General features: G+C 59.3%; 25 protein-coding genes. 10 read left to right on the forward strand and 15 right to left on the reverse strand.

What is annotated here, in order from left to right:
* Positions 1-20: 20 nt before the first annotated feature.
* The 3 genes from QVF59_RS00410 to orn form a co-directional block, all read right to left on the reverse strand.
* A complete protein-coding gene (locus tag QVF59_RS00410) occupies positions 21-524 on the reverse strand; it encodes a CinA family protein (protein WP_159877164.1) in 504 nt (167 codons plus the stop codon).
* The gene (gene pgi / locus QVF59_RS00415) at positions 517-2,169 is read right to left on the reverse strand and encodes a glucose-6-phosphate isomerase (protein WP_287876709.1); all 1,653 of its coding nucleotides are present in this window, start codon (positions 2,167-2,169) and stop codon (positions 517-519) included. Before pgi ends, QVF59_RS00410 begins: the two co-directional genes overlap by 8 nt.
* Before the next feature lie 140 nt (positions 2,170-2,309).
* Positions 2,310-2,855 (reverse strand): oligoribonuclease, encoded by a 546-nt coding sequence (gene orn / locus QVF59_RS00420; RefSeq protein WP_159877168.1) that lies wholly within the window; start codon positions 2,853-2,855, stop codon positions 2,310-2,312.
* Positions 2,856-2,927: 72 nt separating this feature from the next.
* On the opposite strand from orn, the gene QVF59_RS00425 reads away from it, so the two are divergent.
* The 5 genes from QVF59_RS00425 to msrC all read left to right on the forward strand — a co-directional run bounded on the left by QVF59_RS00425 (position 2,928) and on the right by msrC (position 6,838).
* Complete coding sequence (locus QVF59_RS00425; protein ID WP_287876711.1) at positions 2,928-4,175, forward strand: M48 family metallopeptidase; 1,248 nt, start codon at positions 2,928-2,930, stop codon at positions 4,173-4,175.
* Complete coding sequence (locus QVF59_RS00430) at positions 4,172-4,498, forward strand: 4a-hydroxytetrahydrobiopterin dehydratase (RefSeq protein WP_287876712.1); 327 nt, start codon at positions 4,172-4,174, stop codon at positions 4,496-4,498. Before QVF59_RS00425 ends, QVF59_RS00430 begins: the two co-directional genes overlap by 4 nt.
* Positions 4,495-5,379: a ribosome small subunit-dependent GTPase A gene (gene rsgA / locus QVF59_RS00435; protein ID WP_159877174.1), complete on the forward strand. Its 885-nt coding sequence runs from the start codon at positions 4,495-4,497 to the stop codon at positions 5,377-5,379. Before QVF59_RS00430 ends, rsgA begins: the two co-directional genes overlap by 4 nt.
* A 118-nt stretch (positions 5,380-5,497) precedes the next feature.
* Positions 5,498-6,238: an acetoacetyl-CoA reductase gene (phbB, locus tag QVF59_RS00440; RefSeq protein WP_159877176.1), complete on the forward strand. Its 741-nt coding sequence runs from the start codon at positions 5,498-5,500 to the stop codon at positions 6,236-6,238.
* A gap of 117 nt (positions 6,239-6,355) precedes the next feature.
* A complete protein-coding gene (gene msrC / locus QVF59_RS00445; RefSeq protein WP_159877178.1) occupies positions 6,356-6,838 on the forward strand; it encodes a free L-methionine (R)-S-oxide reductase MsrC in 483 nt (160 codons plus the stop codon).
* 64 nt (positions 6,839-6,902) lie between these two features.
* Here the strand turns inward: msrC and QVF59_RS00450 are convergent, their stop codons facing one another.
* The 3 genes from QVF59_RS00450 to QVF59_RS00460 form a co-directional block, all read right to left on the reverse strand.
* A complete protein-coding gene (locus QVF59_RS00450; RefSeq protein ID WP_287876713.1) occupies positions 6,903-7,967 on the reverse strand; it encodes a DNA-binding protein in 1,065 nt (354 codons plus the stop codon).
* Between the two features lie 281 nt (positions 7,968-8,248).
* Positions 8,249-9,385, reverse strand: a complete 1,137-nt coding sequence (locus tag QVF59_RS00455) for a response regulator (protein ID WP_287876714.1) — start codon at positions 9,383-9,385, stop codon at positions 8,249-8,251.
* A gap of 95 nt (positions 9,386-9,480) precedes the next feature.
* Positions 9,481-10,437: a 2-hydroxyacid dehydrogenase gene (locus QVF59_RS00460; RefSeq protein WP_287876715.1), complete on the reverse strand. Its 957-nt coding sequence runs from the start codon at positions 10,435-10,437 to the stop codon at positions 9,481-9,483.
* 113 nt (positions 10,438-10,550) lie between these two features.
* On the opposite strand from QVF59_RS00460, the gene QVF59_RS00465 reads away from it, so the two are divergent.
* Both QVF59_RS00465 and QVF59_RS00470 read left to right on the forward strand, forming a co-directional pair.
* A complete protein-coding gene (locus QVF59_RS00465; protein ID WP_159877186.1) occupies positions 10,551-11,711 on the forward strand; it encodes a tyrosine-type recombinase/integrase in 1,161 nt (386 codons plus the stop codon).
* Between the two features lie 61 nt (positions 11,712-11,772).
* Positions 11,773-13,038, forward strand: coding sequence for an Hsp70 family protein (locus tag QVF59_RS00470; RefSeq protein ID WP_287876716.1), 1,266 nt, complete (start codon positions 11,773-11,775; stop codon positions 13,036-13,038).
* A gap of 56 nt (positions 13,039-13,094) precedes the next feature.
* On the opposite strand, the gene QVF59_RS00475 is transcribed toward QVF59_RS00470, so the two are convergent.
* From QVF59_RS00475 to QVF59_RS00510, 8 genes are all read right to left on the reverse strand, one after another.
* Positions 13,095-13,442 (reverse strand): hypothetical protein, encoded by a 348-nt coding sequence (locus QVF59_RS00475; RefSeq protein ID WP_159877190.1) that lies wholly within the window; start codon positions 13,440-13,442, stop codon positions 13,095-13,097.
* Between the two features lie 120 nt (positions 13,443-13,562).
* Positions 13,563-14,447 carry a KPN_02809 family neutral zinc metallopeptidase gene (ypfJ, locus tag QVF59_RS00480; protein WP_287876719.1) on the reverse strand — a complete coding sequence of 295 codons (885 nt, stop codon included), beginning with the start codon at positions 14,445-14,447 and terminating at the stop codon, positions 13,563-13,565.
* A gap of 19 nt (positions 14,448-14,466) precedes the next feature.
* A complete protein-coding gene (locus QVF59_RS00485) occupies positions 14,467-14,982 on the reverse strand; it encodes a phosphatidylglycerophosphatase A family protein (RefSeq protein ID WP_159877194.1) in 516 nt (171 codons plus the stop codon).
* On the reverse strand, positions 14,966-15,922 hold the full coding sequence (thiL, locus tag QVF59_RS00490) for a thiamine-phosphate kinase (protein WP_287876722.1): 957 nt from the start codon (positions 15,920-15,922) through the stop codon (positions 14,966-14,968). The genes QVF59_RS00485 and thiL overlap by 17 nt, the downstream gene beginning before the upstream one ends.
* 70 nt (positions 15,923-15,992) lie before the next feature.
* The gene (gene nusB, locus QVF59_RS00495; RefSeq protein WP_159877198.1) at positions 15,993-16,439 is read right to left on the reverse strand and encodes a transcription antitermination factor NusB; all 447 of its coding nucleotides are present in this window, start codon (positions 16,437-16,439) and stop codon (positions 15,993-15,995) included.
* Positions 16,440-16,483: 44 nt separating this feature from the next.
* A complete protein-coding gene (gene ribH, locus QVF59_RS00500; RefSeq protein ID WP_045844974.1) occupies positions 16,484-16,951 on the reverse strand; it encodes a 6,7-dimethyl-8-ribityllumazine synthase in 468 nt (155 codons plus the stop codon).
* 101 nt (positions 16,952-17,052) lie between these two features.
* Positions 17,053-18,159: a bifunctional 3,4-dihydroxy-2-butanone-4-phosphate synthase/GTP cyclohydrolase II gene (gene ribBA / locus QVF59_RS00505; RefSeq protein ID WP_287876726.1), complete on the reverse strand. Its 1,107-nt coding sequence runs from the start codon at positions 18,157-18,159 to the stop codon at positions 17,053-17,055.
* A gap of 171 nt (positions 18,160-18,330) precedes the next feature.
* Positions 18,331-18,951: a riboflavin synthase subunit alpha gene (locus QVF59_RS00510; RefSeq protein ID WP_287876727.1), complete on the reverse strand. Its 621-nt coding sequence runs from the start codon at positions 18,949-18,951 to the stop codon at positions 18,331-18,333.
* Between the two features lie 245 nt (positions 18,952-19,196).
* On the opposite strand from QVF59_RS00510, the gene QVF59_RS00515 reads away from it, so the two are divergent.
* The 3 genes from QVF59_RS00515 to QVF59_RS00525 all read left to right on the forward strand — a co-directional run bounded on the left by QVF59_RS00515 (position 19,197) and on the right by QVF59_RS00525 (position 22,402).
* Positions 19,197-20,807, forward strand: coding sequence for a peptide chain release factor 3 (locus QVF59_RS00515; RefSeq protein WP_287876728.1), 1,611 nt, complete (start codon positions 19,197-19,199; stop codon positions 20,805-20,807).
* A 16-nt stretch (positions 20,808-20,823) separates the two neighbouring features.
* Complete coding sequence (locus QVF59_RS00520; RefSeq protein WP_159877206.1) at positions 20,824-21,693, forward strand: mechanosensitive ion channel family protein; 870 nt, start codon at positions 20,824-20,826, stop codon at positions 21,691-21,693.
* 61 nt (positions 21,694-21,754) lie between these two features.
* Positions 21,755-22,402, forward strand: a complete 648-nt coding sequence (locus QVF59_RS00525; RefSeq protein WP_159877208.1) for a TetR/AcrR family transcriptional regulator — start codon at positions 21,755-21,757, stop codon at positions 22,400-22,402.
* A gap of 85 nt (positions 22,403-22,487) precedes the next feature.
* On the opposite strand, the gene QVF59_RS00530 is transcribed toward QVF59_RS00525, so the two are convergent.
* Positions 22,488-23,585: an NAD(P)-dependent alcohol dehydrogenase gene (locus tag QVF59_RS00530; protein WP_287876729.1), complete on the reverse strand. Its 1,098-nt coding sequence runs from the start codon at positions 23,583-23,585 to the stop codon at positions 22,488-22,490.
* Positions 23,586-23,686 lie beyond the last annotated feature (101 nt).

Consider the following 23,686-nt stretch of genomic DNA (forward strand, 5'->3'; position numbering starts at 1 on the left):
TTGCATTTTGCCCGCAGCTCTCAAGCGCGCAAGGGCTGGGCATCCATTGCATCCAGCACGGCGGTCAGTGCCACCTGCACGGTTTGCAAGCGCACCGCTGCGCGGTCACCCGAAAAGCAACGGACAAACACCCTGCCCGCACCACCAGGTCCGGCAATGGCCAGCCATACCGTACCCACCGGCTTGGCTGCAGAACCACCACCCGGCCCGGCAATACCGGACACTGCCACAGCCCAATCTGCTGCGGCACGTTCACGCGCACCCGCCACCATTTCCCGCACCACCGCTTCGCTGACTGCGCCATGGGCCTCCAGCGTAACAGCACTTACACCCAGCAGATCCTGCTTGGCCTGATTGCTGTAGCTGACCATGCCATAGCCAAACCAGGCCGAGCTACCCGCAATATCGGTCAGAGCTGCAGCAATCATGCCGCCAGTGCAGGACTCTGCCGTAGCAATGGTCTCGCCCCGCTGCAACAGCTGCTCTCCCAGCCGGGACGCCAGCACAGTCAATTGTTCATTCATGTGTTTTCCTGAAATGGCGGATCAAGCCCAACGTGGAACTATCATGTGCAGCCGAGGCATCGGCTGCCGCATCCAACTCCGGCAGGATGCGCCGCGCCAGTTGCTTGCCGTACTCGACACCCCATTGATCAAAGGAATTGATGCCCCAGATCACCCCCTGCACGAATACCTTGTGCTCGTACAACGCCATCAGCATGCCCAGGGTATAGGGTGTCACCTTGTCCAGCGCAATGGTATTGGAAGGTTGATTGCCAGGAAACAGTTTTTGCGGCAACAGCATGTCCAGCTCTTCGCCGGATAGCATCGGCAGTTCGGCCATGACTTCAGCTTCGCTCTTACCGCGCATCAGCGCCTCGGCCTGGGCAAAGCAGTTGGCCACCAGCACGCGGTGTTGTTGTTCAAGTCCGTAATGGCCGCTCATCGGCACGATAAAGTCACAAGGCACCAGCCGGGTCCCCTGATGCAGCAGCTGGAAAAAGGCATGCTGGCTGTTGGCACCTTCTTCACCCCAGATTACCGGGCCGGTGTCGAAATCCAGCGGCTCGCCAAAGCGCCCCACCCGCTTGCCATTGGACTCCATGTCCAGCTGCTGGATATGCGCCGGCAAGCGGCGCAGGCCGTGATCGTAAGGCATGATGGCGTGGGTATGCGCCTGATAGAAGGTGTTGTACCAGATGCCGATCAGCGCCAGCAGCACCGGCATGTTCTGCTGCAACGGCGCGCTGAAGAAGTGCTCATCCATGGCATGCCCGCCATCCAGAAACTGGCGGAAATTGTCATACCCTACCGCCAGCATCACCGGCAGGCCGATAGCCGACCACACCGAGTAACGCCCACCCACCCAATCCCAGAAGCCGAACATGTGCTCGGTATCAATACCGAAGGCCGCAACAGCCGGCGCATTGGTCGACACCGCAACAAAATGGCGCGCGACATCAGCCTGACTGCCAGCTTGCAGAAACCAGGCCTTGGCCGCTGCAGCATTGAGCAGGGTTTCCGGAGTGGTAAACGATTTGGATGCAATCACGAACAGCGTAGTGGCAGGATCAAGCCTCTCCAGCGTGCGGGCGATATGCTGGCCATCAACATTGGAAACAAAATGTACGGCCAGATCCGGGTGGGCATAGGCCGACATGGCTTCCTGCACCACCAGCGGCCCCAGGTCGGAACCGCCTATCCCCAGATTCACTACATTGCGGATGGGCTTGCCGGTATAGCCCAGCCATTGTCCGCTGCGTACCTTGTCGGTAAATGCTTGCATGCGCCGCAACACATCATGTACTGCCGGCACCACGTCTTCGCCATCCAGCGGCAATGTCGCCGTTGCAGGCAAGCGCAATGCCGTATGCAGCACCGCCCGTTTCTCACTGACATTAATGCGCTCGCCGCTACGCATGCGCTGCATCCAGACGGGCAGATCCGCCTCATGCGCCAGGTCGATCAGCAGCTCCAGCGTGCGCTCGGTGATGCGGTTTTTCGAATAATCCAGCAGCAGGCCATCCAGCTGCAGGGAAAAGCGCTCGAAGCGCTGTGGATCAGCCTGAAACAGTTCGCGCATCTGCATGAAGCGGGTGGCGCGCTGATGCTGGTGGAGTCGGGCCCATACCGGGCTGTGGTTGATACCGGCTTTGCTGTCGTCAAACATGATAATGAAATGGCTGCAATCAAAAATGGGGATTCAATCCGGCAAGTCTGCACACGCCAGCACGGGCGCATGCACCAAGAAAAAGGGGACTCGCGTCCCCTTGCAACCTGCATACTACCATCTGTAGCAACAGCGCTACATCACAACTTGATGAAGTGCTCGCGGTAATATTTCAATTCTTCGATGGACTCTTCAATATCCGCCAGCGCCTCGTGCTTGCCACGCTTCACCACACCGCGCGCCACCTCTGGCTTCCAGCGCTTGCACAGCTCCTTCAAGGTGGAGACGTCCAGGTTACGGTAGTGGAAGTACTCTTCCAGCGCCGGCATCCAGCGCACCATAAAGCGACGGTCCTGATGAATGGTGTTGCCACACATCGGCGTGGTACGCGCCGGCACATGCTCGGCCATGAAGGCCAGCAGGCTGGCTTCGGCTTCCGCCTCGCTCAGGGTCGAAGCTTTCACCTTGTCAATCAGGCCGCTCTTGCCGTGGGTGTTCTTGTTCCAGTCGTCCATGGCATCCAGCACGCTGTCCGGCTGGTGGATTACCAGCACCGGCGACTGCGCCAGGATATTGAGCTGACTGTCGGTCACAATCATCGCCACTTCGATGATGCGGTCGGTTTCAGGGTTCAGCCCGGTCATTTCCATGTCGAGCCAGATGAGGTTGTTCTGATCTTGTGCCATACTGTCCAATCTTTACGAATCCGCGTATTTTCCTTCATTGCTGCGCTTGCGGCAAACCCACCTGCGTAAATCATGACTGAGGCATTCCGCATTCTGTTTCTGGCCGCACTGGCTACCACCCTTGTGCTCAAGCTGTGGCTGGGCTTGCGCCACATCCGCCACATTGCCGCACACCGCCGCCATGTACCTGTTGAATTTGCTGATGCCATCACCTTGCAGCAGCATCAGCACGCTGCCGACTACAGCATGGCCAAGACCCGTCTGGGCCTGTTGTCGTCCATCATCGATACCAGCCTGATCCTGACCCTGACCATGGGTGGGGCCCTGGAATGGCTGGCAGGCTACATTGCGCAATTACATTCCGGTCCCATCGCCAGCGGCCTGCTGCTGGTCGTGGCCGTTACAGTCATCAGCTCCGCCATCAGCCTGCCTATTTCGCTGTATAGCACTTTCCGCATCGAAGCACGCTACGGCTTCAACAAGATGACGCTGGGCATGTTTGTGGTCGATCTACTCAAAGGCAGCGCGATTGGCGCTGCCATCGGCCTGCCATTGCTGGCACTGGTACTGTGGCTGATGGCGCAGGCCGGACCGCTGTGGTGGCTGTGGGTATGGCTGGTATGGTCGGTGTTCCAGCTTTTGATGGTTGCGCTCTACCCCACCCTGATTGCACCGCTGTTCAACCGCTTCAGCCCGCTGGAGGACCTGGAACTCAAGCAGCGCATTGAGGCCTTGCTTGCCCGTACCGGCTTTACCAGCCAAGGCGTGTTCGTGATGGATGGCTCACGCCGCTCCAGCCACGGCAATGCCTATTTCACCGGCTTTGGCAGTGCCAAGCGCATCGTGTTTTTCGACACCCTGCTCAAACAACTGGGCGCGGAAGAAATCGAAGCCGTACTGGCCCACGAACTGGGGCACTTCAAGCGTAAACACATCGTCAAGCGCATCAGCTTTGCCTTTGCCCTGTCGCTGGGCTTTTTGTTTATCCTGGGCCAACTGCTGCATGCCGACTGGTTTTATGCTGCACTCGGCGTCAATACGCCCAGCACCGTCATGGCCTTGATCCTATTCTTCATGGCGGTACCGGCCTTTACCTTCCCGCTGACTCCGCTGTCCAGCCTGATGTCGCGCCGTCACGAATACGAGGCCGATGCCTTTGCCGCCGACCAGGCCGATGCAGAGCATCTGGTTACCGCCCTGGTAAAACTCTATCGTGACAATGCATCCACGCTGACACCGGACCCATTGCACTCTGCCTTTTACGACTCCCACCCTCCGGCGAGCCTGCGCATCGCCCACCTGAAAGGAGCCAGCACATGAATCTGCTCGAACTGCACTGCGAAACCGCCCACGGCCTGAGTCCGCTGGACGCCAACACCACCAGCCAATTCCTGGCCAAACTGCCCGACTGGGAAATCCAGGGTATCGAGCTGTGCAAGACCTTCCGTTTTGCCGACTACTACCAGACCATGGCCTTTGTGAATGCACTGGCATGGATTGCCCATCAGGAAGACCACCATCCCGACCTGTCGGTGCATTACAACCATGTCGTCGTTCACTTCAGTACCCATGATGCCGGTGGGCTTACCCTTAACGACTTCATTTGCGCGGCCAAAACCGAAGCACTGCAAGGACGCGCATGAGAGCAGCCATCGGACAGATCATCCGCAGCCATGGCCGCCGTTTTATCGTTGAGGCCGAAGGCCAAACCTACGGCTGCTCCACCCGCGGCAAGCGCGTGGACTTTGCCTGTGGCGACCGGGTGGAAATCCTGATCCAGAACAAGGAGCAGGCCGTCATCGAGGAAAGTCTGCCACGCAGCAGCCTGCTCTATCGGCAGGATGAATGGAAAACCAAGGTGATTGCGGCCAATGTCAGTCGCATTCTGTTCGTGATTGCCGCCGTACCCAGCCCCAGCGAAGAATTGCTGAATCGCTGCCTGATTGCCGCAGAAGCCGCCGATATCGATCCGGTCATTCTGATCAACAAGGCCGACCTGCCGGAAACCACGGCACTCATCAGCAAGCTGCAGCCCTATGCCGCACTGGGCTACAAGATGATCACCCTGTCGGCCAAGCAGGACATGAGCCCGCTATTGCCGCTGCTGGATGGCGAAACCTGCGTATTTGTCGGTCAATCTGGCATGGGCAAGTCCACCCTGACCAACGCCCTGCTGCCCGAAGCCAACGCACGCATCGGTGACATTTCTGAAGCACTGGATTCCGGCCGCCACACCACCACGCACGCCACCCTGTACCACCTGACAGAACTATCAGACGGCAGCGACCTGATCGACTCCCCCGGCCTGCAGGAGTTTGGCCTCAAGCATCTGCAGGCCAGCGATTTGCTACATTACTTCCCGGAAATGCGGCCACTGATCGGGCAATGCCGCTTTCACAACTGCACGCACCGCAAGGAACCTGACTGCGCCATCAAGCAGGCCACTGCAGATGGAAAAATATCATCGCAAAGACTGGATTTACTTCAACGTTTAAGTAATGAATTGTTAAATCAATCAGCATAAAATGTTTTGTCATCCAAGCTGTTTACAATTCCTTGTCGGACTCATATTCTGGTAAGAAAAAGACAGACCAGACCAAGACCAGCGACTTTCGCACCAACAAAGACAAGGAGCCAGCATCATGACAAAACGCATCGCACTCGTAACCGGAGGCATGGGCGGCATTGGCACCGCCATCTGCAAGGCCCTGGCAGAATCGGGCCACACCGTCATCACCACCTACAGCAAGCCGGGCAAGGAACAGGCATGGCTTGCCGATATGAAGGGCATGGGCTTTAACGACATCCACGCCTATCAGTGTGACGTCACCGACACCGCCGCCTGCGCCGACATGCTGGCCAAGGCGCAAGCTGAAGTGGGTGCCGTGGACGTACTGGTGAACAATGCCGGCATTACCCGCGATGGCACTTTCAAGAAACAAACCAAGGATGACTGGGACGCCGTCATCAAGACCAATCTGGACTCGCTGTTCAATATGGTGAAGCCGGTTCTGGACGGCATGGTGGAGCGTGGCTTTGGCCGCATCATCAACATCTCCTCCATCAATGGCCAGAAAGGCCAGTTTGGCCAAACCAACTACTCTGCCGCCAAGGCCGGCATGCACGGCTTCACTATGGCCCTGGCCCAGGAAGTGGCACGCAAGGGCGTCACCGTCAATACCATCTCGCCTGGCTATATCGCTACCGACATGGTGATGGCCGTGCCGGAAGAAGTACGCAACAAGATCATCGCCAACATTCCGGTAGGCCGCCTGGGCAAGCCGGAAGAAATTGCCGGCCTGATCAACTACCTGGCATCTGATGTAGCCGGCTTCATGACCGGGGCCAACCTGGCCATCAACGGCGGCCAGCACATGATGTAATGCCGGACCGGCAGGTACGGACAAAAAACCCGGTCAAAAGCCGGGTTTTTTATTGCCACTTTTCATGGCCAGCATTCTGCTATGCTGACGGCCTTGAATTACACATCAGAGCAAGACATGGCTGAACATTTGACCATTCAGGGCGAAAGCAAAGAAGAAAAATACCAGACCCTGCTACCGCAGGCCCTGGCACTGGTACAACACGAAGACGATCAGATCGCCGCACTGGCCAACCTGGCCGCAGCACTGCACAGCACCTTTGACTGGCTGTGGACCGGCTTCTACCTGGTGAAAAACACACAACTGGTACTCGGACCGTTTCAGGGGCCGATTGCCTGCACCCGCATCCCGCACGGCAAGGGTGTATGCGGCAGCGCCTGGGCACAAAACCAGACCCTGGTAGTACCGGATGTCGATGCTTTTCCCGGCCATATCGCCTGCTCGTCCAGCGCTCGCTCGGAAATTGTCGTACCCATTCACAATGCCAGTGGCGAAGTTGTAGCCGTGCTCGACGTCGACTCCAGCAGTCTCGAGCAGTTCGACACCATCGATGCCCGCTACTTGGAGCAAATCTGCAATGCCTTGCCGCATCTATTCTGAGCAATGACAAGCTAGCAGTACAAAAAACGGATGCATTGCATCCGTTTTTTCTGGCCACTCACCCTTAACTCAAGGGCAGCTGCAACTGGCGACTGACCCACTCGCGCATACCGGCCTCATCCAGCACCAGCAAGTCCTGCCTGGCATCGTGCATGGCCGCGGCCAGCCGTACCAGCTGCCGCTCAAGCCCAGCCGACATTTCACTTGCCAGCCGCGCATTTTCCCCCGCCATATCCAGTAGCCGCGCACTGGCCTGCTCGCCAAGTACGGCTTGGCGCTCAGACGTCTGCTGCAGCTCAACATTCCGCTGCTCCAGCATCTCCAGCCTAGCGGCCTGCTTGCCGGACTCCCGGTCGCGCTCGGCCAGCCGCTCACGCCACTGCTGCTCAGTCCGAATGGCCTGCTGACGCACTGCCTGCAGCTCATCCTGCAGCGACGTTGTGGCCAGCTTCATGGCTTGACGCTCCTCCTCTACCTGCTCGTACAGGCGAACACGCAAGCCTTCCAGACGCTCATAGGCCAGCGTTTCACGCCGCTCAGCCTCCTGACGCGCCTCTAGCAGACGCTGATCGTGGCGCAACTCCAACTCGGCCACACGCTGATCAGCCTCGCGTCGCAACTGCTGCAAAGATTGCCGCCCCTGCTCCAGCTGCTCATTCAGACCAAGACAGTTGGCATCAAGCAGTGCCTGGCGCTGCTCGGCGGCCTGCAGCTTACTTTCCAGCTCCTGCTGATGCAGTGCGCGCAGCTCGAGTTCACGCAAGGCAGATTGCAATGCGGACTCCACCCCATCCAGCCGAGCCTGCAAAGTGGTTTTATCCTCTTCGGCAGCCGCCACCTGGGCAGCCGCTTCGCTGCGCATGGCTTCCCACTGCTGCTCTGCCGCCTCGCAGGACTTCTGCCATATCATGCCAAAAGCATCAGCCAGGCCTGCCGGCCAATCTGGATGGCGCGAGGAACTGGCCATGCGCGATAAAAATTCCTGCCGCCACTCTTTCAAGGTGTTGTTGATGGTGGTGTTGGAGCCCGTCCCCAGACGGGAGCGCACCTCCACCACTGTGGGCCACACGCCTTCACCGACCAGATCAAACGCCACCTGCCTGATGCGCGAGTAAATATCAGCCGCCATCACAGCCTCACTCCGAATTGAATTCAATCAGTGTATCACACTCACAATACATTTTTTACGTATTACATTATTTAATTACAGTCGAATACATATTTTTCCGATTACTATACTTATCGGAAGTATTTTCCGTAGGCTTTGCAAAACAAGCATTCAGAATTCACTCCCACCCTGTCATCGACATGAAAAAGCCCGGCAGTTCATGCCGGGCCATTGCCAATCAAACCTTACTCACCATTCAGCGATCCACCCACCAGACACCGTCAGTTCACAAACCCGCGCACTCAGTGCACCACACCCGACACCTGGCGCAACTCCACTACCATACGGGACAGCATGTCCTGCAGATCCGAGATATCCGACTGCGAGTTCAACAACGCATCAATCCCCTCATCCAGCGCCCTATTTAGCAGACTCTCCTGCGAATTGGTCAGCAGCATGGAAACACACGCCTCATCTATCCGCTGACGAATCCCCTCCAGCGCAACGCGCCCCGCCACCAGATTGTCCCGCTGCGCCCTGTCCACATCTCCCAGCGTCTGCGTCATGCGCAAGGCAACCTGTACAATCAGATCATCGCGACGGCGCGCCTCAGCCATTACAGCCAGCGACTCCACATGTACATTGACAGCCTCCGCCAGCATGGACAGATGATCACGCAAGCGGCCACAGCGCTCTTCATCATCTTGCGGCATATCACGCACCAAGAGCGACACCGCCGGAAAGTTGATCACCATCCGGTTCTTGAACTGCGCCAACCGCCCCATCGTTACCAGATGATCCAATACCGACACCTCGAGCGGACTAGCCTCCCCATCGCTACTGCGCGTCAAAACCCCCGCCGCCGTACGCAACTGCACACCACCCTGCAGACCATACAGCCCCAGCCCCGCCAACATGGCATCAGCCAGCTCCCGCAAACTGGCAGCCGCGCCCAGCTGTTTGATCACCTCCAACAGAGCCCCCATTTCACTCATGCTGATCATAGCCGTCATCGCCGCACTACTGGCAGCATGCGCCAAGCCATTCAGGCGTCGCCGCTCGTCCGCTGCGTCAATCAACTTCTGCAGCTTGGCCTCCAGCTCCAACGCCGAAAATGGCTTGACGATATAATCCTCGCCACCAGCCTCATAGCCACTCAGCCTATCCTCCACCGCCTCACGTGCCGATACAAACACAATAGGGATATACGCAAAGCGGCTATCCTCCCGAATGCGCCGGCAAGTTTCAAAACCATCAATACCAGGTTGCATTTCAACATCCAGCACAATAGCCGCCGGCTGCAATGCCTCCAGCATTGACAGGGCATCCTCCCCACTTTCCGCATCAAGCACATCAAAACAATGCGCCAAACCCGCCTTCATCAGCCGGCGAGTGATCAATACATCATCCACTACCAGTATTTTTGATTTTTCATGCATTTGTTCTCACCCTGCTCCCCTTGCAAATACGGCAATCATTCCTCTTCTATAGCTGGGCCAGCTGGCAGAATTCAAGCCAAGCCGCCTGATATGCATCAAACCAGCGGCAGCGGCGTCAGCAACGGCCGCCCGGCAAAGTGCGCCAGCAGGTTGTCCAGCATCAGCTGCGCCATGGCCGCCCGCGTTTCCAGCGTGGCACTGGCCATATGCGGTGCAAGCACAACATTGTCCAGCCCGAACAGCACCTCCGGCACCTGCGGCTCATGCTCAAACACATCCAGCCCGGCCCCGCCCAGGCGACCATCAAGCAGGCGCTCCACCAGCGCGGCCTGATCCACCACCGAACCTCTGGCAATATTGATCAGCACCCCATCCGGCCCCAGCGCATCCAGCACCCTGCCATCCACCACATGCCGCGTGGCGGCACCGCCCGGCAGCGCCAACACCAGCACATCGACCTCGGCCGCCATTGCACCCAGATCCAGATAGTAACGGTAGGCCACATCGGCCTTGGCCCTGGGTCCGTGATAACCAAGTACCATCCCGAATGCCTCAGCCCGGCGCGCAATGGCACGTCCGATATTGCCCAGCCCGACAATGCCACAGCGCTTGCCAGCCAGGCTGTGCGTCAGCGGGAACCCACCATGCAGCCAATGACCTGCGCGGACAAAGCGGTCCGCCTGTACCACCCGACGAAAAACCGCCAACAACAAGGCCAGCGCAGTATCGGCCACGCACTGATCCAGCACCCCCGGCGTGGTGGTGATTGCGATACCGTGCTCGCGCGCATAAGCCAGATCGATGGCATCAAACCCCACACCCACACATGCCACCAGTTCGACCTCGGGCAGTGCCTGCAATAACTGGCGCGACGCCCCTGCCCCGCCCGTAGAGACCACCGCCCGCACCGCCGGCCAAACCTTGCCAGCCACCAGCTCGGCCTGCAACTCCCAGCCATGCAGGCATTCAAACTGCTCGTGCAACTGTGCCATCAAGGCTGGTGCCAAAGGCACGGCAATGAAAATAGTTGGCCGACTTGCAATCTGCTTCATATCGCTCACTCCATGACAGGTAGTTGATGCTACCACCAGGCATGCCCATCAAACCGCGCAAACAATGTAAAAGCCTTGTCGCTACAGCAAGCTGCTTCTAGAATCGGCGCAACATGTCCGATACCCTTCCAGCACTGCCGCCAGGCCCGCAACTGATTGCCGCCCAGTCCGACCAACAGGCAGTATTGCTGTGGCTGAGCGAGTTCATCGACCGGCCTGCCACGTTACGTAGCTACCGCAAGGAAACCGAGCGCTTTCTGCTGTGGCTGGACGACCGCCACAAACAACTGCAGCAGGTACAGCGCGAGGACGTGCTGGATTACCAGCGCTTCTTGCAAGCACCATGGCCTGCCGAGCGGTGGATCGGCCCGGCACGCCCGCGCCAGCACGCCCACTGGAAGCCGTTTACCGGTCCGCTACAAGCCAGCAGTATTCGTCAGGCCCTGACCATCCTGTCCGCACTGTTCAGCTACCTAAGTGAAGCTGGCTATCGCCGGGGCAATCCCTTCAAGCTACTACGCCAGCGCCAGGCCATGGACATGCACCCCATCGAGCGCTTTCTCGACAGCCAAGCCTGGCAAGCCATTCTCGACACACTGGCAAAGCTGCCCGCACAAACCGCGCGTGAACAACAACAAGCAGCCCGCGCCCGCTGGCTGCTGACCTTGCTTTACCTTACCGGTGCACGCCGGCAGGAGGTAGCCGCCGCTCACATGGGTGACTTCAGCCAACGCCGCCAACAATGGTGGTGGCGGGTAAGGGGCAAGGGGGGCAGCCTTGCCGACATCCCCGTTGCTGAAGAATTACTGGCTGCACTAGGTCACTACCGGCAGTCACTGGGGCTGCCGCCATTACCAGCCCACGCCGAAGCCACGCCCTTGGTATGCCGCATTCCCGGTCGGCACAACACACAAGTGCGAGGCATCAGCGACAAGGCAATCTATCTGATCTGCCAGGAGGTATTCCGCCGCGCCGCCAGTAGCTGCGCAAATGAGGAAACGCGCGACCGCCTGCTGCAGGCCAGCACACACTGGCTGCGCCACACCGCCGCCAGCCATCAACTGGACGCCGGCATCCCGCTACTGATGGTCAGCCAGAACCTGCGTCACGCCAGCATCCAGACCACCCGCCGCTACCTGCATAGCGAGGAAGATGCCCGCCACCAGGCAACCAGCATGCATCGCATGCAAGCCGCACAAACTGGCAATACGGAACAGGCTTTTGCAGCCGACAACAGCACGGACAGCCATCGGGAAGACGACACTTCAACCTAAGACCCCTTCCCAAAACGCACGGTTACGCGTACCATCCCGCCTCGCTTTTCGGGATGGAATCATGAACACAAGCAGCGCTGCGCAGGCATGCGGCATCGACTTCGGCACCTCAAACTCCACGGTAGGCTGGCTACGCCCCGGCGCTGACACGCTGATTCCACTGGAAGACGGCAAGATCACCCTGCCCTCGGTAGTATTCTTCAATTACGAGGAGGACCACTCGGTGTTTGGCCGCAAGGCACTGCTGGAGTACACCGAAGGCTATGAAGGCCGGCTGATGCGCTCGCTGAAAAGCCTGCTGGGCAGCAGCCTGATCGACAGCCAGACCGAAGTGCAAGGCCGCGCCCTGCCATTCCGCCACCTGCTCACCCTGTTCATCCAGGAGGTCAAACAGCGCGCCGACCGCGCCGCAGGCCGCCCGTTCGAGCAAGTGGTACTGGGCCGCCCGGTATTCTTTGTCGACGACAACCCCAAAGCCGACGCTCTGGCCGAAGAAACCCTGGCCCAGATTGCCCGCCAGGTAGGCTTCAAAGACATATCCTTCCAGTTTGAACCGCTGGCTGCTGCCTTTGACTACGAATCATCCATCGAACGGGAAGAGCTGGTGCTGATCGTGGATATCGGCGGCGGCACCTCGGACTTTTCTCTGGTACGCCTGTCGCCCGAGCGGCGCATGCTGGACGACCGCCGTCAGGATATTCTGGCCACTGGCGGCGTGCACATCGGCGGGACAGATTTCGACAAGCAACTGAGCCTGCACGGCGTCATGCCGCTATTCGGCTTCAAGAGCCGCCTGCGCAACAATGCCGAAATGCCTTCGGCACAATATTTCAACCTGGCCACCTGGCACACCATCAACTTTGCCTACACCCGCAAGGCGTGGATGGATCTGCAGGACATCCACCGTGACGTAGAAGACCCGCGCGCCTTCGACCGCCTGTTCAAGCTGATCCAGGAGCGTGCCGGCCACTGGCTGGCCATGCAGGTGGAAGAAGCCAAGATTGCCCTGTCAGGCAGCAACAGCCACCGCCTGGGCCTGGAGCTGGTAGAAGATGGCCTGTATGCCGAACTGCTGCGCGAGCAATTCAACGACACCATCGCCGGCATGCTGGGGCAGATCGGCAAGACCATAGACAGCCTGCTGCAGGATGCCGGCATCAGCGCCAGCCAGATCGACACCGTGTTTTTTACCGGCGGCTCCAGTGGCGTACCTGAACTGCGCCGCTGCGTGCAGGACCAGCTACCCAATGCCCGCCACGTGGAAGGCAATCTGTTTGGCAGCATTGGCAGCGGCCTGGCCATCGAAGCCAAAAAACGTTACGGCTGATGCCAAAACAAAAAGGCTGCCCCAATGGAGCAGCCTTTTATTTGTTGCAACCCGAATCAGCCCTGCCGTTTGCGCGGGGCTTTTTTTCCGCCTGGCGGCAACTCCAGACCAAACAACATGCCGGTGCGGCCCGTCTGTGACTGACAGGCAATCTGCAAGGCGCGGTTAATGGCTTCCTTCTTGCTCACCCCCCACCACTCGATCATCTTGTCCAGCGACTTCTGCGCGTCGCGGCTCAACTCCACGGTCACCGACAACTCTTGCAGACGGTTGCGGCGCTGCTCCCGGCTGCGGCGCTTGCGCTCGGCTACCGTCATGGCGCGCTCGCCCAAGGGCTTGCGTCCAGGCTTTTTCTGCACGCCGCCGATCAGGTCAAAAGTGTAGTGATCGCAGGGATCTTTCATTGGATGGGTGACGGGTCACAATCAAGAGGGGCGCAAGAATACCACAAAGCCGCAGCAGATGGGGCAGACCGGTCTGCTGCCCATGCAATTAAGCACATCGCATAAGCTGCCAACCACCTGTCACAAGGGGTTGGCGGCAAAGGTGTCGCACTGGGCGATATCACCGCTGTCAAAGCCGCGCTTGAACCAGCTTACCCGCTGCGCACTGCTACCGTGGGTAAAGCTGTCCGGCACCACGGCATGGCCAGCAGAACGCTGCAGGGTATCGTCGCCGATTTTTGAGGCCGCATTCAGTGCGGTTTCCAGATCCCCCGTCTCCAGAATATGGCGCGCCTTGTCGGCATGACTGCCCCACACTCCAGCAAAGCAATCGGCCTGCAACTCCAGCCGCACCGACAGCGCATTGGACTTGCGTTCGGAAGCACCACGCCGCGCCGCATCCACCTTGCCGGAGATGCCCAGCAGGTTTTGCACGTGATGCCCCACTTCGTGGGCAATCACGTATGCCTCGGCAAACTCGCCCGGGGCTCCCAGTTGCTGGTTAAGCGTGCGGTAGAAAGCCAGGTCGATATACACCTTGTGATCGGCCGGGCAGTAGAACGGCCCCATGGCCGACTCGCCCTGCCCGCAGGCGGTGGGCGTGCTGTTGCTGAACATCACCAGCTTGGGGCGCTCGTAACTGCCGCCACGCTGCTGGAAAATCTGCCCCCACACGTCTTCCGTATCGGCCAGCACCACCCGTACCAGCTTGGCTTCGCGCTCTTCTTCGACCGAATGCACTTTGGGCTGATGCGGCTGGGTCTGCACCTGCTGATGGCCGCCGCCACTCAGCGCGGAAATCACCTGCAAGGGGTTGGCACCAAACACCAGCCAGGCCACCAGACCAATGGCGACCGTACCCAGCCCGATACTGCCGCTGCCAAGACTGAAGCCGCCCGAGGAGCCGCTTTCTTCGTCGCGCCTGTCCTCGACATTGTCACTTTCGCGATTGCCATCCCAACGCATGAAGCTCTCCTTGCAAAAATCAGCGCGGCAGCCAGCTTGCCAGCAGCGCCTGTACCACCAGGGCAAAACCAGCGGCAATGATGTCATCCAGCATCACGCCGAAACCGCCATGCACGCGCCGGTCGAACCAGCCTATCGGCCAGGGTTTTACAATATCAAACAGACGGAACAGCGCAAAGGCCAGCAGCCAGCCCGCCCAGCCAGCCGGTGCCCAGGCCAGCACCAGCAGCATGGCCACCACTTCGTCCCACACGATGCCGCCGTAATCGTGCACGCCCAGCGCATCACCGGTTTTCTGGCAGGCCCACACCCCCAGCACAAACAGCGGCACGCACAGCAGGCTGATCAGCAGCGGCCCGGCACCTAGCGCCAGCAACAGGAAAAACAGTGGATAGGCCACCAGCGTGCCCCAGGTTCCGGGCGCCTTGCGGGCCAGACCGCTGCCAAAGCCAAAAGCCAGCAAATGCGCCGGATGGCGCATGAGAAATGCCCAGTCCGGGCGAAAGGCCGGAGCCTGCTTATGCGAAGTGGTCATAACCCGCCTTTTTCAATGTCATCACCGCGCCCTGCCCATCCAGCAGGCGCACGCCGCTGCCCGCCACGATATGGCCGATACGCGTCACCCGGCAGCCTGCCGCCTTGCCCGCTGCCTCCACGGCTGCGCGGGCAGCTGCTGGCGCGGTAAAGCACAGCTCGTAATCATCGCCACCCGCGGCAAGATAATCCAGCCAGCGCGCGCGCTCAGCTTCCAGCGGCGGCAAGGATGGCAGGCTGTCGGCCCGGATTTCCGCCGCCACGCTCGAGGCTGCCAGGATATGCCCCAGATCGGCCAATAGCCCGTCTGACACATCAGCCGCCGCATGCGCCACACCCAGCAGGGCTTGCCCCAGCTCGAGACGCGGCGCCGGGAAGTCCAGCTTGCACTGGCACGCCGCCAGCACATCTTCGCCCAAGCCTGCATCAGCCAGCTGGCCGTTGCGCAAGGCCACGGCAATGGCTCCCAGACCCAGCTCACCACTCACCCAGACATCATCGCCCGGCTGCGCGGCATCGCGGCGCAAGGCCTGACCTTGCGGCGTTTCACCCATGATGGTGATGGACAGGGTGAGCGGGCCGCGGGTGGTATCACCACCGGCTAACTCAACGCCATATTGCTCGGCCAGCGCAAACAGGCCGTGGCTGAAGTCACGCGCCCAAGCTTCGTCCAGCTGCGGCATGGCCAGCGCCAGGAAGGCCCAGCGCGGCCGCGCCCCCATGGCGGCCATGTCGGACAGATTGACTGCCAGCGTCTTATGGCCCAGCGCTTGCGGGCTGACATCGGAAAAGAAATGCCGCCCCTGCACCAGCATATCTACCGACACGTGCAGGTCATGCCCAGGTGTGGGGCGCAGAATGGCGGCATCGTCCCCCACCCCTAGCACAGCCGAGGGCGCGGGCCGGGTGAAGTACTGGCGAATCAGGTCGAATTCATTCATAGGCATCAGTTGCGGATTTTCATGCAAAAACACCCGCCGTAGCGGGTGTCAGTTTCATGCAGCAAGATCATCAGCCCTGACGGCGCGAGCGTTGCGAGGCAACCTCGTCGGCACGCACCTCAGCTGCCAGTTTGTCCAGTACACCATTGACGAACTTGTGGCCGTCAGTACCACCAAAAGTCTTGGTGATTTCAATGGCTTCGTTGATGATGACCGGATACGGTGTTTCCGGGTGCTGGGTCAGTTCCAATGTAGCCATCAGCAGCACGGCACGCTCCACCGGGCTGACTTCCTCTTCATTGCGCTCGTAGTAGGGGCGAATCTGGCCGGACAGCAGCGGCACATCCTTCAGTACACCGTACAGCACGGCACGGAACAGAGCTTCATCTGCCTTGGCGAAGTATTCGTTTTCGCGCAGGTGCTTTTCAATCAGCGAAGCCGGGCGATCCGGGTTCAATTCCCATTCATAAATGCCCTGAACGGCAAATTCGCGGGCACGGCGACGGGCAGTTTTCATATCGGTTTCCTAAAAAGAGCAAGTGAGCGGCATCCCCGCAGGGATCAGCCGCGCAGCGTTTTGTGCAGATTGGCCATTTCCACCGCAACGCGGGCTGCGTCACGGCCTTTTTCCAGCATGCGTACTTCAGCCTGCTCGTCATTCTCGGTGGTGAGGATGGCGTTGGCGATGGGGATGTCGAAGTCCAGACCGACACGGGTCACACCAGCACCGGATTCGTTGGAAACCAGCTCGAAGTGGTAGGTTTCGCCACGGATGATGGCACCCAGCGCCACCAGCGCATCAAACTTGCCACTCTTGGCCATGGTTTGCAGCACCAGCGGCACTTCCAGTGCGCCCGGCACGGTGGCCAGGGTTACGTCGGCGGCGGCAACACCCAGCGTTTTCAGCTCGGCCAGGCAGGCATCACGCAAGCCATGGCAAACCTCTTCGGTAAAACGAGCCTGAACGATACCGACCTTGAGGCCTTGACCGTTGAAATCGGGGGCAATGCGCTGGATAGCTTCAAGCATGTGAGTCCTCACGGCAAAAATCAGATAAGGCAATCAGATAAGCCCCGGACTGCCGGGCTAGCAGCATCATCAGGGGCGGTCATGACGGAAAACCGGTTATTTTAACCGATTTCGATATGAAAGTGTTCAGGCTGGCAAAAACCGGTGACTTCAAGATTGAAACCAGCCATCGACGGCACATTCAGCGGCGGTGACATCAGCTTCATCTTGCCCACGCCCAGGGTCTTAAGCATTTGCGCGCCGACACCAAAGGTTTTGCCATCCCAGGGCGAGCGCTTGACGTTCTGGCCCAGCGCACGCTGCAGCAGGTCTTCCCCGGTCTCATCGCGATACAGCAGGATGACCACACCCTTGCCGGCTTCGTCGATGGCTTCCAGCGCACCGGGCACCGTCCAGGAGTGCGGGCGGGAAGTCGGGTCCAGCACGTCCATGATCGACAGCGGCTCGTGTACACGCACCAGGGTTTCCTCGGCCTCATCCAGCTTGCCCTTGACCAGTGCCAGATGGGTTTCGCGGGTAGTGACATCGCGGAACACATGCAGATCGAAAGAACCAAACGGTGTATCCACCGGACGCTGGCCCACTTCTTCCACCAGCGATTCGGTACGGCTGCGGTAATGAATCAGGTCGGCAATAGTGCCCACCTTCAGGCCGTGGGTCTTGGCGAACTCCAGCAATTCCGGCATGCGCGCCATGGTGCCGTCGTCGTTCATGATTTCGCAGATCACCCCAGCCGGCTCCAACCCAGCCAGCATAGGCAGATCACAAGCTGCTTCGGTATGACCGGCACGAATCAGCACGCCACCATTTTGCGCCTTGAGCGGGAAGATATGGCCGGGCTGCACCAGATCACTGGCCTTGGCATTGCGCGCCACAGCAGCCTGTACGGTCTTGGCGCGGTCGGCGGCGGAAATGCCGGTGGTCACCCCTTCAGCCGCCTCGATGGAGACAGTGAAGTTGGTGCCAAAGGAAGTACCGTTATTGGCCGCCATCATCGGCAGTTCCAGCAGCTTGCAACGCTGCTCGGTCAGGGTCAGGCAAATCAGGCCGCGCGCATGCTTGGCCATGAAGTTGATGGCTTCCGGCGTAACGAATTCCGCCGCCATCACCAGGTCGCCTTCGTTTTCGCGATCTTCCGCATCAGCCAGCACCACCATCTTGCCAGCCTTGATGTCGGCAATGATGTCCTGCACCGGAGAAATAACCATTTGCTGCATCCTTTTATCGGGTTCGCGCCAACCGGCATCCCGGATGGGCGGTGAATTCTGTGGCAACAGGCCGGTTTGTCGACCTGCGCAGCGGGCAAGCCCGCGCATTCAATAAAACATGGAGCCAATCCGGCCAGCATCAAGCAAGCCAGCCAATATTTTTGCAGCGCCTCAGCTTGCTGCAGCGTGACGCTGCGCCAGTACCCGCTCCACGGTATCGACGATGGCCTGGGTCTGGGTATCGATTTCGATATTGATGGCGTCACCCGGCTGGCGGAACTGGATAATGGTGCGCTCCAGCGTTTCCGGAATCAGGTGCACGCAAAAGCGGTTGCCCTCTACCGAGCCGATGGTGAGGCTGCAGCCATCAATACCGATATAGCCCTTGGCCAGCACATATTTGGCGAATTCTGCCGGCAGGCTGAACCATACCGTGCAGTTATTCGGGCTGCGGATGACTTCCTCCACCCGCGCCAGACACATGATGTGGCCGGACATGGCATGGCCACCTATTTCATCACCAAACTTGGCCGCGCGTTCCACATTCACCCGCTCACCCACCTGCAGCGCACCCAAATTAGTCAGCCGCAGAGTTTCGGCCATCAGGTCGAAGGCCACCAGATCGTCATTGACCTCGGTCACGGTCAGGCAGCAGCCATTGTGGGCAATGGACGCACCCAGTGCGATGCCACCGGTCAAGGCCTGCGGCAGCCGTACTACATGACGACGAAAATCCTGCTTTTCCTCGATGGCCACCACCTCGGCCATGCCCTGCACGATACCGGTAAACATGCCTGCTCCTGTTCTGTCCTGCCTGCCAGCCAATACCGGCAGCGAAACCCTGATGATAACCAAATCACGCCACGCTGCCGACCCGCTTTCCCGCCCTTGTCAGCCCCCTGAAACAACAAGCGGTGCTATCTTGCTGATGTCAAAAAGAAAAACCACCGCAAACTATTTGCAGCGCCCGAGGTTTTGTTGTGCGCGGCTATCCTGTAAAATCACCGCCTTTCTTACGTCTAGCCCTTTACCCATCCATGTCCGCAGAATTGTCCCGCATTGCCGAGGAAGTGTCGCATCGCCGCACCTTCGCCATCATTTCCCACCCTGACGCCGGTAAAACCACGCTGACCGAAAAACTGCTGCTGTTTTCCGGTGCCATCCAGATGGCCGGCACGGTAAAGGGCAAGAAGGGCGGCAAGTTTGCCACCTCGGACTGGATGGAAATCGAAAAGCAGCGCGGCATTTCCGTGGCTTCCTCGGTGATGCAGTTTGATTACCGCGACCATACCGTCAATCTGCTGGACACCCCGGGCCACCAGGACTTCTCGGAAGATACCTACCGCGTGCTCACTGCCGTGGACAGCGCGCTGATGGTGATTGACGCCGCCAAGGGCGTGGAAGAGCAAACCATCAAGCTGCTCAATGTCTGCCGTCTGCGCAACACGCCCATTGTCACCTTCATGAACAAGTACGACCGTGAAGTGCGCGATTCGCTGGAATTGCTGGACGAAGTGGAAAACGTGCTGAAGATCCGCTGCGCACCGATTACCTGGCCTATCGGCATGGGCAAGACCTTCCGCGGTGTGTACAGCCTGCTGAATGACGAAGTGATTCTGTTTGAAGCCGGCAGCGAAAAGCTGATTACCGATATCGAAGTGATCAAGGGCATCGATAATCCGCGCCTGGACGAGCTGTTTCCGCTGGAAATGGATAATCTGCGCATGGAGATCGAACTGGTCAAGGGCGCTTCCAACGAATGGAATCTGGAAGAATTCCTGGCTGGCGAACTCACCCCGGTATTCTTTGGTTCCGCCATCAACAACTTTGGCGTGCGCGAAATCCTGGACGCACTGATCAACTGGGCTCCGGCACCGCAAGACCGTGACGCCACCCTGCGCATGGTTAGCCCCACCGAAGGCAAGTTCTCCGGCTTCGTGTTCAAGATCCAGGCCAATATGGACCCCAAGCACCGCGACCGCATTGCCTTTTTGCGCGTGTGTTCCGGCCAGTTTGAACGTGGCATGAAGATGAAGCATCTGCGACTGAACCGTGAAATCTCGGCTTCCAGCGTGGTGACCTTCATGTCGCACGACCGCGAGATCGTGGAAGAAGCCTTTGCCGGTGACATCATCGGCATCCCCAACCACGGCAATATCCAGATCGGCGACAGCTTCTCCTCTGGCGAAGAGCTGGCCTTTACCGGCATTCCCTTCTTTGCGCCGGAGCTGTTCCGCTCGGTTCGCATCAAGAACCCGCTGAAACTCAAGCAATTGCAAAAAGGCCTGCAACAGCTGGGCGAAGAAGGTGCGGTGCAGGTATTCAAGCCGCACAGCGGCGGCGACCTGATTCTGGGCGCGGTGGGCGTGCTGCAGTACGAAGTGGTGGCCAGCCGCCTGGCGGCAGAATACAGCGTGGATGCAGTGTTCGAATCGGCCAGCATCTGGTCAGCGCGCTGGTTTACCTGCAACGACCGCAAGAAGCTGGATGAATTCATCAAGGCCCTGCAAATGAATATTGCCACCGATGCCGGCGGCAACCTGGCTTATCTGGCCCCCAACCGCGTCAACCTGCAACTGACGCAGGAGCGCTGGCCGGACATCGTGTTCCACGAGACCCGTGAACACGCCGTCAAACTGAACGACTAGAAAGGCCAACGCCACCATGCAAGATCTGCTCGAGCTGATCCATCAGCTGCGCACCGACTACTCTCACGAGATCGTGCGCTCGCTGATGCTGGTCGCTGTGTTGCTGCTGATCCGCGTGGTGGTGGGCCACATTCTGTCCAGCAACGTGTCAGTGCCGGTGGAGGAGCGACGGCGCTGGTCGGTTTCCACCCGCAACTTTCTGTTTATCACCGGCCTGGCCGGTATCGGCATGATCTGGGCCGAAGAGCTACAGACCATCGCCGTTTCCATGCTGGCCTTTGCCGCCGCGCTGATTCTGGCCACCAAGGAACTGATCCTGTGCGTGTCCGGCTTTGTGGTGCGCCATGCGTCCAATAGCTACAGTCTGGGGGATCATATCGAGGTGGGCAATATTCGTGGCCGGGTGGTGGACATCGGCCTGCTGTCCACCACGGTGATGGAAATTGGCCCGCAGCATAATGCCCACCAGATGACTGGCCGCGCCCTCACCTTTCCCAACAGCCTGCTGCTGTCCAATGCGGTGATCCGGGAAAACTACATGGGCGACTACGTGATGCATATCATCAATGTGCCGGTGGGCTACCAGATTCCCCCTACCCGCGCCCAGCACCTGCTGCTGGCAGCCGCTGAGGAACACTGCCAGCAGCATGTGGAAGCCGCCCGCGTACACATGGAGCGCATGGCCGAGCGCTACCTGGTGGACACACCGTCGGTGGAGCCGCGCATCGGCATGCAGGCGGTAGATGAAAAACGCTACCAGCTGATTCTGCGCATTGCCATTCCGGCCAAGGAAAGACAACGCATCGAACAGGCCATCATCTACCAGTTCATGGCTGGCTGCTATCCGGAAAGCTCCGCCACGCCAACGCCGTGCGTATCGAAATAATTAGAGCTACAACTCCAAACACCGGTTATAATTCGCGCTTGCCCCATTGTTTCGGTGCCTCATGAGCAAACCCCGCATCAAGACCTACGACCGCATCATTCTGGAAAGCCTGAAGCTGTTCAATGAACAGGGCGAGCGCAATATCACCACCAACCACATTGCGGCGCATCTGGGCATCAGCCCGGGCAATCTGTACTACCACTTCCGCAACAAGGAAGAAATCGTCTACCAGATCTTCCTGATGTACCGCGACTTCATCAACGAGCGCTTGGCGGTGCCGGAAGCCCGCGACATGACAGTGGCCGATCTGGTCAATTACCTGGATACCGCCTTCCTGGCCATGTGGCAGTTCCGCTTCATGTTCTACGACCTGCCGGGCATGCTGGCGCGCAGCCCGCAGCTGCAGTCGGAATACCACCAGTTCGTCAATACTGAACTCAAGAGCATTCTGGGCGAGCACTTCCGCGAATTCATCCGCCTGGGCCTGCTGAAGATGGACGAAGAAGATATCGAGGCCGTCAGCATCAATATCTGGCTGGTGGTGAAATTCTGGTTTGCCTTCGAGCAGACTTCACGCCCCAAATCACCCATTACCGAAGCCTCCGGCCATCGTGGGGTGCGCCAGGTAATGGCCCTGCTCAAGCCCTATGTGCAGCCGGATTTCATGGCAGCCTTCCAGCAACTGAGCGAACGCCACGCTGGCCGCTAACCCCTGCCAGCACAAGCCAAAAGGCCGCCGCCCCACGGGACGACGGCCTTTGTTGTTTCAGCCAGCCGGCCTGGCCGGCGCATGCTCAGGGACGGATGGCGATCTTCAGTACGCCGTCGCGCTGGTGAGCAAACAGATCGTAAGCGGCCTCGATATCATCCAGCGCATACTGATGCGTCACCAGCGGCCCCAGATCCACTCTTCCCGAAGCAATCACCCCCATCAGCCGGCGCATGCGCTCCTTGCCGCCAGGGCAAAGTGCGGTATTGATCTTGTGGTCGCCCAGACCTTCAGCAAATGCCCCCAGCGGAATGGTCAGGTCGCTGGAGTATACCCCCAGGCTGGACAGCGTGCCGCCGGGCTTGAGCACCTGCAAGGCCGAGGCAAAGGTTTGCTGGGTTCCCAGCGCCTCGATGGCCGAGTCAGCCCCGCGCCCGCCGGTAAGCTTCATCACTTCATCCACGACATCGCACTGGGTGAAATTGAGGGTGACATCCGCCCCCATCAGCCGCGAGATGCCCAAGCGGTGCTCATTGCCATCCACCGCGATGATGGTGGTGGCACCCAGCAGGCGTGCACCCGCCGTGGCACACAGGCCGATCGGCCCCTGGGCAAACACCACCACGGTGTCGCCGATGCGGATATTGGCGTTCTCCGTGCCCTTGAAACCGGTGGACATGATGTCCGGGCACATCAGCACCTGCTCGTCGGTAAGTCCATCCGGAATGGGCGACAAATTGGCCTGGGCATCCGGCACCAGCACATACTCGGCCTGGGTGCCGTCAATGAGATTGCCAAAGCGCCAGCCCGCCGTGGCCTTGTAGCCGTGGCAGCCACACTTGCCGGACGCGATCAGATAACTGCCATCCTGCGAGGCCACCCCATCCTGGGCAGCATAAGAATTGAAATTGGGGCAAATGGCACCGGCAATCACCCGCTGGCCTTCCTGATAGCCGCTGACCGCGCTGCCAAGCTTTTCGATGATGCCTACCGGCTCATGGCCGATAGTCAGACCCGGCGCTACCGGATACTCGCCCTTGAGAATATGGACATCGGTACCGCAGATGGTGGTGGTGGTGATGCGGATCAGGGCATCGTTGGGACCTATGTCCGGAATGGGTTTTTCGGCAATTTCAATCCGGCCTGGTGCAATAAAAACGGCTGCCTTCATCATGCTGCTCATGGTGATCTCCTGTATGAGAGATGCAATGCACGCAGTGTCGCACACCGGCAGGACGGCCCGGCTGCGGCAACTTCACCGCCCATGGACGGGCGGCTATCAGT

The sequence above is a fragment of the Aquitalea sp. genome, assembly GCF_030150775.1.
GTDB lineage: Bacteria > Pseudomonadota > Gammaproteobacteria > Burkholderiales > Chromobacteriaceae > Aquitalea > Aquitalea denitrificans.

What these genes read in the sequence shown, in the direction of transcription:
- QVF59_RS00470 (WP_287876716.1), top strand. Translation starts at nt 11,773, where the DNA reads ATGAACACAAGCAGCGCTGCGCAGGCATGCGGCATCGACTTCGGCACC.
- QVF59_RS00450 (WP_287876713.1), bottom strand. Translation starts at nt 7,967, where the DNA reads ATGGCGGCTGATATTTACTCGCGCATCAGGCAGGTGGCGTTTGATCTG.
- phbB (WP_159877176.1), top strand. Translation starts at nt 5,498, where the DNA reads ATGACAAAACGCATCGCACTCGTAACCGGAGGCATGGGCGGCATTGGC.
- QVF59_RS00425 (WP_287876711.1), top strand. Translation starts at nt 2,928, where the DNA reads ATGACTGAGGCATTCCGCATTCTGTTTCTGGCCGCACTGGCTACCACC.
- QVF59_RS00455 (WP_287876714.1), bottom strand. Translation starts at nt 9,385, where the DNA reads ATGCATGAAAAATCAAAAATACTGGTAGTGGATGATGTATTGATCACT.
- QVF59_RS00530 (WP_287876729.1), bottom strand. Translation starts at nt 23,585, where the DNA reads ATGAGCAGCATGATGAAGGCAGCCGTTTTTATTGCACCAGGCCGGATT.
- ribH (WP_045844974.1), bottom strand. Translation starts at nt 16,951, where the DNA reads ATGCTTGAAGCTATCCAGCGCATTGCCCCCGATTTCAACGGTCAAGGC.
- ribBA (WP_287876726.1), bottom strand. Translation starts at nt 18,159, where the DNA reads ATGGTTATTTCTCCGGTGCAGGACATCATTGCCGACATCAAGGCTGGC.
- pgi (WP_287876709.1), bottom strand. Translation starts at nt 2,169, where the DNA reads ATGTTTGACGACAGCAAAGCCGGTATCAACCACAGCCCGGTATGGGCC.
- rsgA (WP_159877174.1), top strand. Translation starts at nt 4,495, where the DNA reads ATGAGAGCAGCCATCGGACAGATCATCCGCAGCCATGGCCGCCGTTTT.
- QVF59_RS00520 (WP_159877206.1), top strand. Translation starts at nt 20,824, where the DNA reads ATGCAAGATCTGCTCGAGCTGATCCATCAGCTGCGCACCGACTACTCT.
- nusB (WP_159877198.1), bottom strand. Translation starts at nt 16,439, where the DNA reads ATGAAAACTGCCCGTCGCCGTGCCCGCGAATTTGCCGTTCAGGGCATT.
- QVF59_RS00410 (WP_159877164.1), bottom strand. Translation starts at nt 524, where the DNA reads ATGAATGAACAATTGACTGTGCTGGCGTCCCGGCTGGGAGAGCAGCTG.
- ypfJ (WP_287876719.1), bottom strand. Translation starts at nt 14,447, where the DNA reads ATGCGTTGGGATGGCAATCGCGAAAGTGACAATGTCGAGGACAGGCGC.
- QVF59_RS00475 (WP_159877190.1), bottom strand. Translation starts at nt 13,442, where the DNA reads ATGAAAGATCCCTGCGATCACTACACTTTTGACCTGATCGGCGGCGTG.
- QVF59_RS00430 (WP_287876712.1), top strand. Translation starts at nt 4,172, where the DNA reads ATGAATCTGCTCGAACTGCACTGCGAAACCGCCCACGGCCTGAGTCCG.
- QVF59_RS00510 (WP_287876727.1), bottom strand. Translation starts at nt 18,951, where the DNA reads ATGTTTACCGGTATCGTGCAGGGCATGGCCGAGGTGGTGGCCATCGAG.
- thiL (WP_287876722.1), bottom strand. Translation starts at nt 15,922, where the DNA reads ATGAATGAATTCGACCTGATTCGCCAGTACTTCACCCGGCCCGCGCCC.
- QVF59_RS00460 (WP_287876715.1), bottom strand. Translation starts at nt 10,437, where the DNA reads ATGAAGCAGATTGCAAGTCGGCCAACTATTTTCATTGCCGTGCCTTTG.
- QVF59_RS00485 (WP_159877194.1), bottom strand. Translation starts at nt 14,982, where the DNA reads ATGACCACTTCGCATAAGCAGGCTCCGGCCTTTCGCCCGGACTGGGCA.
- msrC (WP_159877178.1), top strand. Translation starts at nt 6,356, where the DNA reads ATGGCTGAACATTTGACCATTCAGGGCGAAAGCAAAGAAGAAAAATAC.
- orn (WP_159877168.1), bottom strand. Translation starts at nt 2,855, where the DNA reads ATGGCACAAGATCAGAACAACCTCATCTGGCTCGACATGGAAATGACC.
- QVF59_RS00465 (WP_159877186.1), top strand. Translation starts at nt 10,551, where the DNA reads ATGTCCGATACCCTTCCAGCACTGCCGCCAGGCCCGCAACTGATTGCC.
- QVF59_RS00525 (WP_159877208.1), top strand. Translation starts at nt 21,755, where the DNA reads ATGAGCAAACCCCGCATCAAGACCTACGACCGCATCATTCTGGAAAGC.
- QVF59_RS00515 (WP_287876728.1), top strand. Translation starts at nt 19,197, where the DNA reads ATGTCCGCAGAATTGTCCCGCATTGCCGAGGAAGTGTCGCATCGCCGC.